Source organism: Streptomyces sp. NPDC005302 (genome assembly GCF_040607345.1).
In the GTDB taxonomy this organism is placed as follows: domain Bacteria; phylum Actinomycetota; class Actinomycetes; order Streptomycetales; family Streptomycetaceae; genus Streptomyces.
Genome location: NZ_JBEXGN010000026.1, coordinates 1 through 14,187 on the forward strand (window position 1 = coordinate 1; position 14,187 = coordinate 14,187).

General features: G+C 73.3%; 12 protein-coding genes and 1 pseudogene. 5 read left to right on the forward strand and 8 right to left on the reverse strand.

The window, feature by feature from the left end; translation table 11 throughout:
- Positions 1-116 precede the first annotated feature (116 nt).
- Together ABZT74_RS29360 and ABZT74_RS29365 are read right to left on the reverse strand one after the other, a co-directional pair.
- A pseudogene (locus ABZT74_RS29360) lies at positions 117-491 on the reverse strand (DUF6325 family protein); the annotation flags it as partial.
- 167 nt (positions 492-658) lie between these two features.
- Positions 659-1,303: a GAP family protein gene (locus ABZT74_RS29365; RefSeq protein WP_356439673.1), complete on the reverse strand. Its 645-nt coding sequence runs from the start codon at positions 1,301-1,303 to the stop codon at positions 659-661.
- Between the two features lie 337 nt (positions 1,304-1,640).
- Here ABZT74_RS29365 and ABZT74_RS29370 point away from each other — a divergent pair, with 337 nt between their 5' ends.
- Genes ABZT74_RS29370 through ABZT74_RS29380 form a run of 3 tightly spaced genes read left to right on the forward strand, consistent with a single transcriptional unit; the run spans position 1,641 to position 5,692 of the window.
- Positions 1,641-3,059 (forward strand): DUF2252 domain-containing protein, encoded by a 1,419-nt coding sequence (locus tag ABZT74_RS29370; protein ID WP_356439676.1) that lies wholly within the window; start codon positions 1,641-1,643, stop codon positions 3,057-3,059.
- Positions 3,060-3,071: 12 nt separating this feature from the next.
- Positions 3,072-4,901 (forward strand): glycoside hydrolase family 15 protein, encoded by a 1,830-nt coding sequence (locus ABZT74_RS29375; protein ID WP_356439678.1) that lies wholly within the window; start codon positions 3,072-3,074, stop codon positions 4,899-4,901.
- 56 nt (positions 4,902-4,957) lie between these two features.
- On the forward strand, positions 4,958-5,692 hold the full coding sequence (locus ABZT74_RS29380; protein ID WP_356439680.1) for a Sir2 family NAD-dependent protein deacetylase: 735 nt from the start codon (positions 4,958-4,960) through the stop codon (positions 5,690-5,692).
- Positions 5,693-5,717: 25 nt separating this feature from the next.
- Here ABZT74_RS29380 and ABZT74_RS29385 read toward each other — a convergent pair whose 3' ends face one another.
- The 4 genes from ABZT74_RS29385 to ABZT74_RS29400 all read right to left on the reverse strand — a co-directional run bounded on the left by ABZT74_RS29385 (position 5,718) and on the right by ABZT74_RS29400 (position 10,464).
- Positions 5,718-6,200 (reverse strand): methylated-DNA--[protein]-cysteine S-methyltransferase, encoded by a 483-nt coding sequence (locus ABZT74_RS29385; RefSeq protein WP_356439682.1) that lies wholly within the window; start codon positions 6,198-6,200, stop codon positions 5,718-5,720.
- Positions 6,201-6,270: 70 nt separating this feature from the next.
- Positions 6,271-7,770, reverse strand: a complete 1,500-nt coding sequence (locus ABZT74_RS29390; protein WP_356439685.1) for an AlkA N-terminal domain-containing protein — start codon at positions 7,768-7,770, stop codon at positions 6,271-6,273.
- 130 nt (positions 7,771-7,900) lie between these two features.
- Positions 7,901-8,959: a lysylphosphatidylglycerol synthase domain-containing protein gene (locus ABZT74_RS29395; RefSeq protein ID WP_356439688.1), complete on the reverse strand. Its 1,059-nt coding sequence runs from the start codon at positions 8,957-8,959 to the stop codon at positions 7,901-7,903.
- Positions 8,956-10,464, reverse strand: coding sequence for a hypothetical protein (locus ABZT74_RS29400; protein ID WP_356439691.1), 1,509 nt, complete (start codon positions 10,462-10,464; stop codon positions 8,956-8,958). The genes ABZT74_RS29395 and ABZT74_RS29400 overlap by 4 nt, the downstream gene beginning before the upstream one ends.
- Before the next feature lie 235 nt (positions 10,465-10,699).
- Here ABZT74_RS29400 and ABZT74_RS29405 point away from each other — a divergent pair, with 235 nt between their 5' ends.
- Complete coding sequence (locus tag ABZT74_RS29405) at positions 10,700-11,101, forward strand: BlaI/MecI/CopY family transcriptional regulator (RefSeq protein ID WP_356177450.1); 402 nt, start codon at positions 10,700-10,702, stop codon at positions 11,099-11,101.
- Positions 11,102-11,155: 54 nt separating this feature from the next.
- Positions 11,156-12,127, forward strand: a complete 972-nt coding sequence (locus ABZT74_RS29410) for an endonuclease/exonuclease/phosphatase family protein (protein WP_356439694.1) — start codon at positions 11,156-11,158, stop codon at positions 12,125-12,127.
- A gap of 57 nt (positions 12,128-12,184) precedes the next feature.
- On the opposite strand, the gene ABZT74_RS29415 is transcribed toward ABZT74_RS29410, so the two are convergent.
- Positions 12,185-12,691 (reverse strand): O-acetyl-ADP-ribose deacetylase, encoded by a 507-nt coding sequence (locus tag ABZT74_RS29415; protein WP_356439697.1) that lies wholly within the window; start codon positions 12,689-12,691, stop codon positions 12,185-12,187.
- Positions 12,688-14,097 carry an NAD(P)/FAD-dependent oxidoreductase gene (locus ABZT74_RS29420; protein WP_356439700.1) on the reverse strand — a complete coding sequence of 470 codons (1,410 nt, stop codon included), beginning with the start codon at positions 14,095-14,097 and terminating at the stop codon, positions 12,688-12,690. The genes ABZT74_RS29415 and ABZT74_RS29420 overlap by 4 nt, the downstream gene beginning before the upstream one ends.
- Positions 14,098-14,187: the final 90 nt, after the last annotated feature.

Genomic DNA, 14,187 nt, shown 5'->3' on the forward strand with positions numbered 1-14,187 from the left:
GATGAGGCACTCACCGACGGCCGGGTAGTGCTCGGGCCGCGTTCCGTACTTGCGGTGTCCGCGGCCGAGGTTCTGCAGATACGCGACGAGCACATCGACAACACCGATGTCCTCGCCGGGATGCGGCCGGAGGCGACCATCTGGGCGCCTCCGCGTCGCAGGGCGGTGGCGAAGGGCGCGGCCCACACGTTCTCGTAGACGAGGATGCCGGCGGAGTTGCCGGGCTCCAGCGCCTGGCCGGCCTCCGCGATGTCGTCCTCGCCCAGCAGGCCCGAGGAGGCGCCCTCGAAGACGGCGAGGTCGAGCACCCCGTCTCCGTCCAGGTCGGCGATCTCCAGGCCGACCACGGATCCGTCCTCCTCCTTCTTCACGAACAGAAGGTCGAGGATGCGGATGAGTCCGCGGTCCACCAGGTCGACCAGGAGGGGAAATCCCTCGCCGGTCATTCGGCTGCCGGGAAACTCGATGACCACGTAGTCGATCGGTCCCATCTCGACGAATTCTTCTTCGCTCACGGCTTCATCCCTGGGTGGTCGCGGAATTCCCCCTGCCCCTCAATTCCTCTCCATTGCAGCACCGGACGGATGCCGACGCACGTTCGCGCGGTGTCCGGAACGCGGCGAACGGGACACGTGCCGCACCGGGGTCGGCGCACGCGTCACGCGGTCAGTCCGTAGATGCTCTTGCCGACCAGCCACAGGCCCAGGAACAGCACCAGCGACACGAGGGCCTGTTCCTGGTGGCCCTCCAGCCAGGCGCGCAGCTTCCCGAGGCGCACCGCCGCCGAGCGGGGGGCGAAGGTCGCGTAGAGCTCCATGGTCAGCAGGCTGGACGAGGCCAGCAGGCAGTAGCCCATGAGGGCGGCGTACGAGGCGAGATGCGCGAGGTCGGCATCGACGACGGTGGCGGCGCCCGCCGCGACCATGCCCCAGGGCTGGAGGAGCAGTGCGAGGCCGGCCGCGGACCAGGGGGAGATGTGTTCGACGCGCGACATGAATCCGGAGGGCCCGGGCCGTGTGCCGATCCTGCGGCGGGTGCGTTCCGCGTAGCAGAGGAGGCCGACACCGACCGCCAGCTTGGCGGCCAGGGCGGCGGTGGACGGCGAGGAGTTCGCGGCCGGTGGCTCGCCTCCTGTCACGAGGAGCACGACGGCGATGATGCCGACGAAGGTGGCGAGCCAGGTGAGGAGGAAGGCGAGGCCCTTCCAGATGCCGTTGCGGGCGGAGAGCACCAGGACGAATCCGGTGACCGGCAGCGGGTTCAGGGCGATCGCCAGACCGATGAGGACCAGGTCAAGGACCATCACCGCTCCCGCGTCGGCTCGCGCGTATCACCATGGCGGCACCGCGCACGTCTTCATCGTCCGCTCCGCCGTCCGCCTCCACAAATCCGCGCCGCGTCCGGGACCGCGCCCCTCGGGCACCGGCCCGGACGGCACTTCGGCCCTCGCGCCGCGGCCGGGAGGAATGCCCGTCCGGCAGTCCGCACGCACAGCGCACCGGCCCCCTCGCGGGCCTCAGGGCCCGCGAGGGGGCCCACCGTTCCCGACTCGCCGGACATATCGCCCGGCGATACCTTGATGACGGGGCCGGGTGTCCTGAGCGGCGGGCCCGGACCGCGACGCTAGGACGGTGGCCGGTATGACCCCCAAGCACCCGGCCGACGGCCGGACCCCGCACCCCACGCCGAAGGAGCGGGCCGCGCTCGGCAAGGCCGCACGGGCCTCCGTGCCCCGGTCCCGTCACGCGGACTTCACGCCCTCCCCGAAGCGGACCGACCCGGTGGACATCGTGGAGGGGCAGTCGGCGAACCGGCTGTCCGAACTGATCCCGATCCGCTACGGCCGGATGAGCGAGTCGCCGTTCCGCTTCTACCGAGGGGCCGCCGCCATCATGGCCGCGGACCTCGCCGACACCCCCCGGTCCGGTATCAGGGCCCAACTCTGCGGTGACGCGCACCTGTTGAACTTCCGGCTGCTCGCCTCTCCGGAGCGCCGGCTGATGTTCGACATCAACGACTTCGACGAGACACTGCCGGGACCGTGGGAGTGGGACGTCAAGCGGCTGTCCGCCAGCTTCGTCATCGCGGGCCGGGCCAACGGCTTCAGCACCAAGGAGCGGGCCGGCATCGTCCGTGCGACGGTGCGCTCCTACCGCGAATGGATGCGCCGCTTCGCCGAGTTGGGCAATCTCCCCGTCTGGTACACGCAGTTCGACGAGGAGTGGGTCAAGACCCACTTCGCCGGAAATCTGAGCGAGCGGGCACGGGACCGCTGGTCGCAGTCCGCCGCCAAGGCGCGGACCCGGGACAGCGCCCACGCCTTCGGCAAGCTCACCCACATCGTCGACGGAAAGGCCCGCATCACCGCGGTCCCGCCGCTCATCACCCCGCTGGGCGACCTGCTTCCCGACGTCGAACGCAGCTCGCTGGAGCGGGAGTTCCGGCGGCTGATCGGACGCTACGGCCACAGCCTGAACTCGGACCGGCGGCACCTGCTGGAGCAGTACCGGATCGCCGACGTGGCCCGCAAGGTGGTCGGCGTGGGCAGTGTGGGCACCCGCTGCTGGATCATCCTGCTGCTCGGCCGGGACGACGACGATCCGCTGCTCCTCCAGGCCAAGGAGGCCGACGAGTCGGTGCTCGCGCCGTTCGCCGGTGCGAGCGAGTACCGGACGCAGGGCGAGCGGGTGGTCGCCGGGCAGCGGCTCATGCAGGCCACCAGTGACATCTTCCTCGGCTGGGAGCGGGCCGACGGGATCGACGGCCGCCGACGGGACTTCTATCTGCGGCAGTTGAGGGACTGGAAGGGCATCGCGCAACCCGAGGCCATGGTGCCGACCGGCATGCGCGCCTTCGGTGAGCTGTGCGGCGCGACGCTGGCCCGGGCCCACGCACGCTCGGGGGACCGGATCGCGATCGCCTCGTATCTGGGCGGCGGTGATGTCTTCGACCGTGCGCTGGTCACGTTCGCCGAGCGCTACGCGGACCAGAACGAGAGGGACTACCGGGCACTCGTCGACGCCGTCCGTTCGGGGCGCGTCACGGCAGCGGCGGCCTGACAAGGAGACAGCATGGATCGCTATCCGCCCATCGCCGACCACGGCCTCATCGGGGACCTGCAGACGGCGGCCCTGGTGTCGTCGCAAGGCGTGGTCAACTGGTTCGCGGCGCCGCGCTTCGACTCCCCCAGCATCTTCGCCTCGCTCCTGGACCACGACGGCGGCGGGTACTTCCGGCTCGCGCCCGAGCATCCCGAGGGAGGCTGGAAACAGCTGTACTACCCCGACACCGCCCTGCTGGTGACGCGTTTCATGTCCCCGGACGGCGTGGGCGAGGTCATCGACCACATGCCGGTCATCACCGACAGGACACCGACCGACCGGCACACCATCGTCCGTGTCGTGCGGTGTGTGCGCGGCACCGTGCACTTCGCGCTGGAGTGCCGGCCGCGGTTCGACTACGCGCGGGCCGGTCACGAGCTCGAACTGACCGCCGGCAGGGCGACGTTCCGGGCGCCGGGCATGACGGCCCACCTCCAAGGTGGCATCCCCTTCGAACGCGACGGGCAGGACGTCCGGGGCGGCATCACCCTGCGCAACGGGGAGACGGCGGGCGCCGTGTTCACGGTGTGCGGCGCGGACGACGACGCCCCGCCGACCGGCAGCGTCGACACGATCACCGAAGGCCTGTGGAACAACGTCGACTTCTGGCAGCGGTGGGTGCGCACCTCCAACTACCGGGGCCGCTGGACGGAGATGGTGCACCGCTCCGCGATCACCCTCAAGCTCCTCACGTACGCCCCCACCGGCGCCCCGGTCGCCGCCGCCACGATGGGCCTGCCCGAGCAGGTCGGCGGGGAACGAAACTGGGACTACCGCTACACGTGGGTGCGGGACGGCTCCCTGTCGGTGCGCGCGCTCCTCGACCTCGGATACGTGGAGGAGGCGACGCAGTTCACGCACTGGCTCGGCGACCGCTTCGCGGCCCGTATGGGGTCCGAGGGCGAACCCCTCCAGATCATGTACCGGGTCGACGGCGACCCGCATCTGACGGAGGAGATCCTGGAGCACTTCGAGGGCTACCGCGGCTCGTACCCCGTCCGCGCGGGCAACGGCGCCGCGGACCAGTTGCAGCTCGACATCTACGGCGAGGCCCTCTACGCCCTGGCGCAGGGCCGCGACGTGGGCGAACAGGCGGGCTATCACGGCTGGAAGGGCCTGGCCGGAATGCTCGACTGGCTCGCCGACTCCTGGGACCGGCCCGACGAGGGCATCTGGGAGACCCGCGGCGGACGCAAGGACTTCACGTACAGCCGGGTGATGTGCTGGGCCGCCTTCGACCGGGGCCTGCGGCTGGCCGCCGAGTTCAGCAGACCGGCCGACACCCAGCGCTGGACGCGGGCGCGGGACGCGATCCTCGAACAGGTCATGGAACGCGGCTGGAGCGAGAAGGAGCAGGCGCTGGTCCAGCACTACGAGGGTGACGTCCTGGACGCGTCGCTGCTGCTGGCACCCCGGGTCGGCTTCATCTCGCCGCGCAGCCCCGGCTGGTTGTCCACCCTCGACGCCATGGAACGCGTCCTCGTCTCCGACAGCCTGGTCTACCGCTACGACCCCGAGGCCTCGCCCGACGGACTGCGCGGCTCCGAGGGGACGTTCAGCCTGTGCACCTTCCTGTACGTCGACGCCCTCGCCCGGGCGGGACGCCTCCCGCAGGCCCGCTACACCTTCGAGAAGATGCAGACGTACGCGAACCATGTCGGCCTGTTCGCGGAGGAGATCGGCCCGAGCGGCGAACAGCTCGGCAACGTCCCGCAGGCCTTCACCCACCTGTCGCTGATCATGGCCGCGACGACCCTGGACGAGTCGCTGGACCGCGCCCTCGAACGGGGCACCCGCTGAACCCCGGGATAAATATCCGCTCGCCGCCCCGCCGCCACCGCCCTACCCTCGACGGCATGACCAGGCCCCTCGTCGCCGTCCTCAGTGGCGCAGGCATCTCCACCGACTCCGGCATCCCCGACTACCGCGGCCCGAACGGGCTGTGGCGGCAGGACCCCGAGGCCGAGAAGCTCGTGACGTACGAGTACTACATGGGCGATCCGGAGATCCGGCGGCGGGCCTGGCTGATGCGGCGGGAGAGCGGGGCCCTGCGGGCGGAGCCGAACGGCGCGCACCGGGCGGTGGCCGACCTGGAGCGGTCCGGTGTGCCCGTGCGGGTGATCACGCAGAACGTCGACGGCCTGCACCAGCTCGCCGGCATGCCCGCCCGCAAGGTCCTCGAACTGCACGGCACCGCACGGGCCGTGGTGTGCACCGCGTGTCATGAGCGCACGCCCATGGAGGACGCTCTAGCCCGCGTCGACGCCGGAGAGGACGACCCGGCCTGCCTCACGTGCGGCGGCATCCTCAAGCCGGCGACCGTGATGTTCGGTGAACGGCTCGACCCGGTCGTCCTCGGCCAAGCCGCCGCCATCGCCAAGGCCTGCCAGGTGTTCATCGCCGTCGGCAGCAGCCTCCAGGTCCATCCCGCCGCCGGGCTCGCGGGCGTCGCCGCCGACCACGGGGCCCGCCTCGTCGTCGTCAACGCCGAGGCCACCCCGTACGACGAGTTCGCCGACGAGGTCGTACGCGAGCCGATCGGCACGGCGCTGCCGGAACTGCTGCGCGCGCTGGGCTCCGAGGGCGGCTAGGCGGCCGGGGCGCCGGAGGGGGCGGTCAGAACAGGGCCGCTCCGCTCTCGAAGTCCAGCAGGCGCTGCTTGCGGTCCAGGCCGCCGCCGTAGCCCGTGAGGCTGCCGTTCGCGCCGACGACGCGGTGGCAGGGCACGATGATGCCGACCGGGTTCCTGCCGTTGGCGAGGCCGACCGCGCGGGAGGCGCCCAGGCTGCCGAGGGCTTCGGCGAGTTCGCCGTACGAGCGGGTCTCGCCGTAGGGGATCTTCCGCAGCCGGTCCCACACGCCGCGCTGGAACGGTGTTCCCGTCAGCCGCAGTTCGACCGTGAACTCCTTCAACTTCCCCGCGAAGTAGGCGTCGAGCTGTTCCGTCACGTCGCCGAAGAGGGTGTCGTCGCGCTCGCCGAAGGTCTCCTCCTGGGGGCGGTGGCGCTGGCCGGCCATGTAGAGGCCGCACAGGACACCGTCGTCGGCGACGAGGGTGAGGGGCCCGTAGGGGCTGTCGATGACCATGTGCTGTTTCACCGGGGGTCCTCGAGACGTGGTGGTCGTGGTGGTCGTGGTGTCGCGTACCGCGCGGCCGGCACGGGCGGGCTCACGCGGGGAGGAAGTTGATCGGGTGACTGGCGGTGGCCCACAGGTACTGGACCGCGTACGCCCGCCAGGGACGCCAGGCCGCGGCCCGCGCGGTGAGGGCCGCGGGCGTGGACGGGAGGCCCAACTCCCGTGCCGCGTAACGGATTCCGAGGTCCGTGGGGAGGAAGGCGTCCGGGTCGCCGAGGGCCCGCATCGCGATCACGTCGACGGTCCAGGGGCCGAATCCGGGCAGGGCCAGCAGCCGCGCCCTGGCCTCCGCCCAGTCGCTCTCCACCCCCAAGTGCAGCCTCCCTTCGGCGAGTTCGGCCACCAGGGTGGTGAAGGTGGTGCGACGGGTGCGGGGCATCGCGAGCGACTCGGGATCGAGAGCGGCGAGCGCGGCCGGCGTGGGGAAGAGATGGGTGAGGCCGCCCTCCGGGTCGTCGACCGGGTCACCGTGCGCGACGACCAGCCGGGCCGCGTGGGTCCGCGCCGCGGCCGTGGAGACCTGCTGCCCCAGAACGGCCCGTACGGCGAACTCGGCCTCGTCGACCGTACGCGGCACCCGGCGGCCGGGCGCCTTGTCGACCAGAGGGGCGAGCAGCGGGTCCGTGCGCAGCTGGTCGTCGACGGCGACCGGGTCCGCGTCCAGGTCGAGCAGGCGGCGGCAGCGGCTGATCGCGACGGGCAGGTCGCGCAGATCGCTGAGACCGAGCCGGCACGCGATGTGGTCCGGCGTCGGCGTCAGAGCGGCGATCCCGTGCCCGTACGGCAGCCGCAGGGTCCGCCGGTACGCGCCGTCGCGCCACTCCTCCACCCCGGGCACGGCGGTGGCCGCGAGGTGTCCGAAGAGGTTGTCCGGATGGAGCGGGGCGCGGAACGGGAGCCGGAGGTTCAGGACGCCCGGGGTGTGCGCGACTCCCGCGGGGCCCCGGTTGCCCTTCTTGGGCAGCCGGGCCCGCAGCTCGCTCGGCGACAGGGCGAAGACCTCGCGGACGGTGTCGTTGAAGGTGCGGATCGAGGAGAACCCCGCGGCGAAGGCGATCTCGGCCATCGGAAGCGGCGTCGTCTCGATGAGCAGCCGGGCGGTCTGGGCGCGCTGCGCCCGGGCGAGCGAGAGGGGGCCCGCGCCCAGCTCGGCGAGCAGCTGCCGCTCGATCTGCCGGGTGCTGTAGCCGAGCCGGGTGGCGAGGCCGGGCACGCCTTCGCGGTCGACGATCCCGTCGCCGATCAGTCGCATCGCGCGGGCCACCAGGTCGGCGCGGTGGTTCCACTCGGGCGAGCCGGGACTGGTGTCCGGGCGGCACCGCTTGCAGGCCCGGAACCCGGCCTGCTGGCAGGCGGCCGCGCTCGGGAAGAACGTCATGTTCCGCGGCTTGGGCGGCACGACCGGGCAGCTGGGCCGGCAGTAGATCCTCGTGGTGGTGACGGCGGTGAAGAACCATCCGTCGAAGCGCGCGTCCTTCGACTGGACGGCACGCAGACAGCGCTCCGTGTCGGTGTGCATTCCGTTCTGCATGCCTCAAGCATCGGTCACCCGGGAGGGTCGGGCTGGCGGGAATCCGACATCTGCCTCGCCCGGCCTGCACCCCGGACCGCCCCTTCGCCCACCTGTTCCCGGCCGGTACGGGGCTGTGGCGGCGTACGGGTCACAGGACGCGGCGCCGGACCAGTACTCCCAGGGTGACCAGCCCCGGGACGAGGGGAAGCCAGCTGGTCAGGAGCCGGTAGCCGAGCACCGTGGACGCCGCCGCGCTGCCGGGCGCGCCCGCGAGGGTGAGGGCGAGGACGAGGGCGGCGTCGAGGGAACCGATGACGCCGGGGGTGGGCAGCAGGACGGCGGCGCTGCTCGCGGCGAGGAAGGCGAGCGCCACGCGTGCGGGCGACAGCGGCAGGCCGATGGCCTGGGTGACGGCGACGACGACGGCGGAGTGCAGCGCGGCGGAGCCGAGGGAGCCGCCCCACAGGGCGGCTGCCCGCGCGGGCCGTTCGTGGACGGCGCGCACGTCGAGCAGGACGCGGCGCAGTGCCCGCCGCAGTGGCCCGGCCAGAAGCACCGCGGCGACGGCGGCCACCACGACGGCCGCCGCACAGGCCGCAACCGTCCACGCGGTCACCTGCGCCCGCGGGATCCGCAGCACGCCGGGGCAGGCCAGGGCGAGGGCGGCGATGAGACAGCTGCGCCCGACCCCTCCGGCGCCGGCCTTGACGGCGAGCGCGGTCGCGGCCTGGGGGACGGACAGTCCGCACCGGGTCAGGAACCGGAGGTTGACGGCGCTCGCGCCGAGCCCGGAGGGCAGGACGTGGTTCGCCGAGGCCGCCGCGAACTGCACCGCGACGAGCCGCCCGGCGGGTAACGGCACGATGGTGGCGCCCTGTTGTGCGAGTGCGGAGGAGGCCCAGGTCGCGCCGGCCACGGCGGCCGCCACGAGCAGCCAGCCGCGGTCGGCGCCCGCGAGCCGGGCGGCTCCGGCCGCGACCACGGGCCAGTGGCGGTGGGCGAGGTAGGCCGCGCACACCAGCACGACCAGCGAGAAGCCGGCATGCCAGGAGACCCGTCCGCGCAGCCGGCGCGCCGGTCCCGGCACCGCCGTCGGCTGCTGCCCGCCCGGCACGGCCGGCCGGAGGTACGCGGCGGGCCGCCGTCCGTCGGCCGTGCCGTCCCCGCGCGGCGGGGACGGCGACGGCGTGCCGGGCGGGGCGGTCATGGTGCCCGGCTCCCGGTCAGGGGGGACACGTAGACGTTCAGGTTGCCGGCGCGGTGCGGGGTCCAGTCGCGGGCGTACGCGGGCGGCCGCTTCCCCGGTTCGGTGACCACGGCGAACGGCAGGGAGCGGGTGGCCCGTGCGAGGGCCCGCTCGGTGGCGTTCGCGTTGTGCCCGGCGGCCGCGAGCGCGGAGCAGCGGGCGTAGAAGGCGATGGGGATGGCCTGGTGGCCGGTCAGCCGGCAGGGCGGGCGCACACCGAGCCGGTGGAGTTCCGCCGCCGTCGCGGACCAGCCCCGGTGCGCCTCGGTGGTGCGCCGCACGGTGGTCTGCAGGACGGAGAACTGGACGGCCACGTGGGCGGCGAGGCCGAGGGCAACGAGCGTCACGGTGACCGGGCGCCAGGACCTGCCCGGGGCGGTGACGAGGTGGACGACGGCATCGGCGACGGGGATCGCGAGGAGGGCGTAGGCGGGGAGCAGGAAGCGCGGCGCGGCGTAGCCGATCATGAAGAGGTACGGCAGCGCCGCGGTCGCCGCGCAGGCCACGAGCAGCACGGTGGCTGCCGGGCGGCGGGCGCGGACGGCGATCACCAGGGCGAGGGCGGCGGCGAGCGGCAGGGCGAACCACCACAGCGTCATCGGGAGGCCGGGCAGTGCGCCGGCGCAGGGCCGGCACAGGGCCTTGCCGCCGAGGCTGCGGGCCTGGTCGAGGATCGCGATGTTCCAGCCGAGGCCGCCCTGGATGCGGGAGGCGTCGTCGAGCCGTTGTCCCAGGCCGCCGTAGGCGGCGTACGCCTCGGCGACCCACTCGACGCCCCCGGCCAGCAGGCCCGCGACGAGCGCCGCCAGAGGCCGCGGGCGCCGCCACCGGGGGACGGTCACGGCGGCGACGAGGAGCGGCAGCGTCGCCCAGACCGCGTCGGTGGGCCGCATCAGCGTCATCAGCGCGGCGCTGAGCGCGAGCCCCCACAGGGCGGCCCGGTCGGTGCGGTCCGCGGTCGCGCGCAGGAAGCAGCCGGCGCAGGCCAGGGCGCCGACGGCGACCCAGTAGTTGGGCATGGCCTGCGGGCCGTAGAAGAGGGTCACCCATAGCGTCGCGAACAGGGCGCCCGCCACGGCGAGCACCCGTGCCGGGAACAGTCCGCGCCAGACGCGCAGCGCCACGAACAGCGCGAGTCCCGACAGGACGGCGAGGTACACGCGCAGCAGCACGGTCGACGAGGACCATGCGGCGACCGGTGCCACGAGGACGGAGACGCCACGGGCGCGCGGGGCGCTGAAGAAGGCCGCCGGGGCGTGCCCGGAGACCTGGCTGACATACACCGCCTCGTCCCAGCCGAGGCCCATCGCCGGTGTCACCAGGGCGAGTTGGACGAGAGTGAAGGCGACCGCGACGAGAGCGAGGAGGCCTGTTCCCCCTGGGTGGCGGAGTGTCCGGGCGGCGGGGGCGGGGGCCGGTCCGTTGCGCCGGACACCGAGCAGCGGGACGTTCTGGGTCTTGGGCATCGTCCTCCCTTCAGCCCTACAAACCGTAGGGTCGGGCCGCGCCGCGCTCCATCCGGGCAAGGTAAGAGTCGGGGAAATATGCGACAAGCTACCTCGCACCGGCACAAGCCGCCGGGCGGGACGGGCAACCGGGTTAGCGCCGCACCGGGACACGTCACCGGGCCGCCCCGACGCGGTGCCCGCCCCCTCTTTCGAGGCCGTCCCGGGCGCCCCTACGCGCTGTAAGGTGAGGGGCATGGCTGGGACAGGCCCCGACGGAAGGGCGCAGCGGCGCAGCGCGGGCATGCTGGAGAGCGAAGTACTCGCCGCCCTGTGGGCCACCGAGGACGCGCTCACACCCGCCGAGATCCAGGCGGAACTCGCGGGCGGCCTCGCCTACAACACGGTGCACACCATCCTCAAGCGTCTGTACGACAAGGGTCTGGTGCTCCGGGACGTGGACGGCAGGCGCGGCGCGTACCGGCCCGCCAAGGACGCGGCCGAACTGACCGCCGCGGCCATGCGCGAGGCCCTCGACCGCGGGCCCGACCCGATCGCCGCCCTCCAGCACTTCGTGACGGGGCTCAGCCGTCAGGAGGAGCAGACACTGCGCGACCTCCTCCGGGGCGACGGCCCTCCGGGCCCGACGAACCCGTGAACGTCCGCGGGATCGGGCCACCCCGCCCGCCGCCCGCCCGATACGGTCGCGCCCATGACAGCCTCCGAGGCGGATCCCCACGGCCGGACGCGTGCCGGCCGAGTACGGTTCGCGACGTTCAACGTGCTCCACGGCCTGCCGATGCGGAACGGGCGGCCTGTCGCCGTCCCGGCCGGAAGCGGCCCCGAGGCCCCGCTCGTCCGGGCCGTCGCCTCCCTGGACGCGGACGTGCTGGCCCTTCAGGAACTGGACCGTCTCCAGGAACGATCGGGCCGGGTGGACCAGGCGCGGGCCGCCGCCGAGGGCGCCGAGGCGCCGTACTGGCGCTACGCGTCCGCGTTCCCCACCGGGCCGGCACCGGCCGCCGGCCGGACGCCTGAACCGGACGAGCCGGGGCTACGCGTGTACGGCCCCGGCGAGACCGAGGCCGAGGGCGGTACGGAGGTGAGCGAGGGCGTTCCCTCGCACGGCATCGCGCTGCTGTCCCGACTGCCCGTACGGCACTGGAGAGCACACCGGCTGGCACCCGCACCCGTGCCCCTGCCGCTGCGGACACCGGGACGGCCCGGACTCACCGTGTCGTGGGACCACCCGCGGGCCGCACTGGCCGCCGTACTGGAGGGCCCGCACGGCCCGTTCACCGTGGTGGCCCTGCATCTGTCGTTCGTCCCCGGCTGGAACGTCCGCCAACTCCTCGAAGTCCGCGCCTGGACGGCCGACCTGCCTGGCCCCCAGGTCCTGCTCGGCGACCTCAACCTGACCGGCGCCCTCCCGAGAACCGTCCTCAACTCCCCCACACGCAAGGGCCGCACGGGACGCCGACGGACACGCGACGACGCCACCACACGCCCACCGCGCCACTGGTACGACCTGGCCCGCACGCCGACCTATCCGGCGCACCGCCCCCTCGTCCAGTTCGACCACGTCCTCGCGACCGGGATCGCGGCGGACACGGTCACCGGCGTGGACACACCGCCGACCCGCGTCTCGGACCACCGGCCACTGGTGGTCGAACTGCCGCTGTGAGCACGGCCGACGAACCCGTCCGCGCCGACCGCCGCCGGGCCCGGCAGGCCCACCGCCTCAGATCCGCGCCCTGAACGCGCCGTACGCCGCCTCGTCGAACAGCACGAAACGGACCTCCTCGACGCCGGTCTCCGCGGCTCGCACCGTCTCCACCGCGATACGGGCCGCGTCGTCCATCGGCCAGCCGTAGATACCCGCGGAGACGGCGGGGAAGGCGACCGTACGGGCGCCCAGTTCGTCGGCGACCCGCAGCGACTCCCGGTAGCAGGACGCCAGCAGCTCCGAGCGGTCCTCGTCCCGGGCGTAGCGCGGGCCGACGGTGTGGATCACCCAGCGCGCGTCGAGTTCGCCCGCGGTGGTGGCGACCGCCCGGCCGGTGGCAAGTCCCTTGCCGTAGTGGCCCGCGCGGAGCCTGCGGCAGTCGGCGAGGATGGCGGGGCCACCTCGCCGGTGGATCGCCCCGTCGACACCTCCGCCGCCGAGCAGCGAGGAGTTCGCCGCGTTGACGACGGCGTCGGCGCTCTGCCGGGTGATGTCACCCAGCACCAGCGTGATCGTCGTCATTCCTGCCTCAGTCTCCTCCACACGGCCTTCGCCGCGTTGTGCCCCGACATGCCGTGCACCCCGGGACCCGGCGGAGTGGCCGAGGAGCAGAGGAACACGGCGGGATGCGGAGTGCGGTAGGGGAACGCGGACAGCCTGGGCCGCAGCAGCAGTTGGAGCCCGGAGGCCGCACCACAGGCGATGTCACCACCCACGTAGTTGGCGTCGCGGGCCGCGAGCTCGGGCGGTCCGGCCGTCGCGCGGGCCAGGACCCGGTCACGGAAGCCCGGCGCGAACCGCTCCAGCTGCCGCTCGATCGCGTCGGTGAGGTCGCCCGTCCAGCCGTTCGGCACATGCCCGTACGCCCAGAACACCTGCTTGCCCTCGGGCGCCCGGGAGGGGTCCACGACACCGGGCTGCACGGTGATCAGGAAAGGCGCGTCCGGTGCCCGGCCCTCACGCGAGGCCGCCCGCAGCGCCGTCCCGATCTCCGCCCTGCTCGCCCCCACCTGCACCGTGCCGGCCCTCCGGGCCTCCTCGGCGGTCCACGGCACCGGGCCGTCCAACGCGTAGTCCACCTTGAAGACGCCCGCCCCGTACCGGTAGCCGTCGTAGTAGCGCCCGAACCCGGCGATACGGGCCAGCGCCGTGGGCGAGGTGTCGAAGACGTACGCCCGCGCGGGCGGCAGATCGTCCAGCCGCTTGACCTCGTAGTCCGTGTGGACGGTACCGCCGAGGTCCTTCAGATAGGCGGTGAGCGCGTCCGACACCGACTGGGAACCACCGCGCGCCACGGGCCAGCCCCGGGCATGCGCGGCCAGCGCGAAGACCAGACCCACGGCACCCGTGCCGATCCCCCCGAGCGGAGCGATGACATGCGCCACCAGACCCGCGAACAGCGCCTGGGCCCGCTCGTCACGGAAGCGGCGCATCAGCCACGTCGACGGCGGCAGCCCGGCCAGCCCGAAGCGGGCGAGCGTGACGGGGTCACGGGGCAGCGAGGTCAGCGGAAGCGACATGAAGTCGTGCGCCAGGGTGTCCCACTTCGACAGGAACGGCGTCACGAGCCTGCGGTACGCGCCCGCGTCACGCGGCCCGAACGACGCCGCCGTCTCGGCCACCGACCGCGCGAGGACCCCCGCCGAACCGTCGAGGAAGGGATGCGCCATGGGCAGCTCCGCGTGCAGCCACTCCAGGCCGTACCGCTCCAGCGGCATCGCGCGGAACGCCGGTGAGTTGATGCCCAGGGGATGCGCCGCCGAACACGGATCGTGCCGGAAACCGGGCAGCGTCAGCTCCTCGGTGCGCGCACCCCCGCCCACCGTGTCCCGCGCCTCGAACACGGCGACGGAGAAGCCCCGGCGGGCCAGCTCCACGGCAGCCGTCAGTCCGTTCGGCCCCGCACCCACCACGACCGCATCGAGCATCGACGGCACCTTCGGACTCCTTCGTCAGCCGATGGCCACTGAGGTTCAGGATATGCCGGTGGACCGGCGCCCCCGACGGCCCGGGTCGCC

Bases quoted from the DNA above. Each gene is read 5' to 3' on its own strand.
- ABZT74_RS29380 (WP_356439680.1), top strand. From the start codon at position 4,958: ATGACCAGGCCCCTCGTCGCCGTCCTCAGTGGCGCAGGCATCTCCACC.
- ABZT74_RS29420 (WP_356439700.1), bottom strand. From the start codon at position 14,097: ATGCTCGATGCGGTCGTGGTGGGTGCGGGGCCGAACGGACTGACGGCT.
- ABZT74_RS29410 (WP_356439694.1), top strand. From the start codon at position 11,156: ATGACAGCCTCCGAGGCGGATCCCCACGGCCGGACGCGTGCCGGCCGA.
- ABZT74_RS29400 (WP_356439691.1), bottom strand. From the start codon at position 10,464: ATGCCCAAGACCCAGAACGTCCCGCTGCTCGGTGTCCGGCGCAACGGA.
- ABZT74_RS29375 (WP_356439678.1), top strand. From the start codon at position 3,072: ATGGATCGCTATCCGCCCATCGCCGACCACGGCCTCATCGGGGACCTG.
- ABZT74_RS29405 (WP_356177450.1), top strand. From the start codon at position 10,700: ATGGCTGGGACAGGCCCCGACGGAAGGGCGCAGCGGCGCAGCGCGGGC.
- ABZT74_RS29370 (WP_356439676.1), top strand. From the start codon at position 1,641: ATGACCCCCAAGCACCCGGCCGACGGCCGGACCCCGCACCCCACGCCG.
- ABZT74_RS29415 (WP_356439697.1), bottom strand. From the start codon at position 12,691: ATGACGACGATCACGCTGGTGCTGGGTGACATCACCCGGCAGAGCGCC.
- ABZT74_RS29390 (WP_356439685.1), bottom strand. From the start codon at position 7,770: ATGCAGAACGGAATGCACACCGACACGGAGCGCTGTCTGCGTGCCGTC.
- ABZT74_RS29395 (WP_356439688.1), bottom strand. From the start codon at position 8,959: ATGACCGCCCCGCCCGGCACGCCGTCGCCGTCCCCGCCGCGCGGGGAC.
- ABZT74_RS29365 (WP_356439673.1), bottom strand. From the start codon at position 1,303: ATGGTCCTTGACCTGGTCCTCATCGGTCTGGCGATCGCCCTGAACCCG.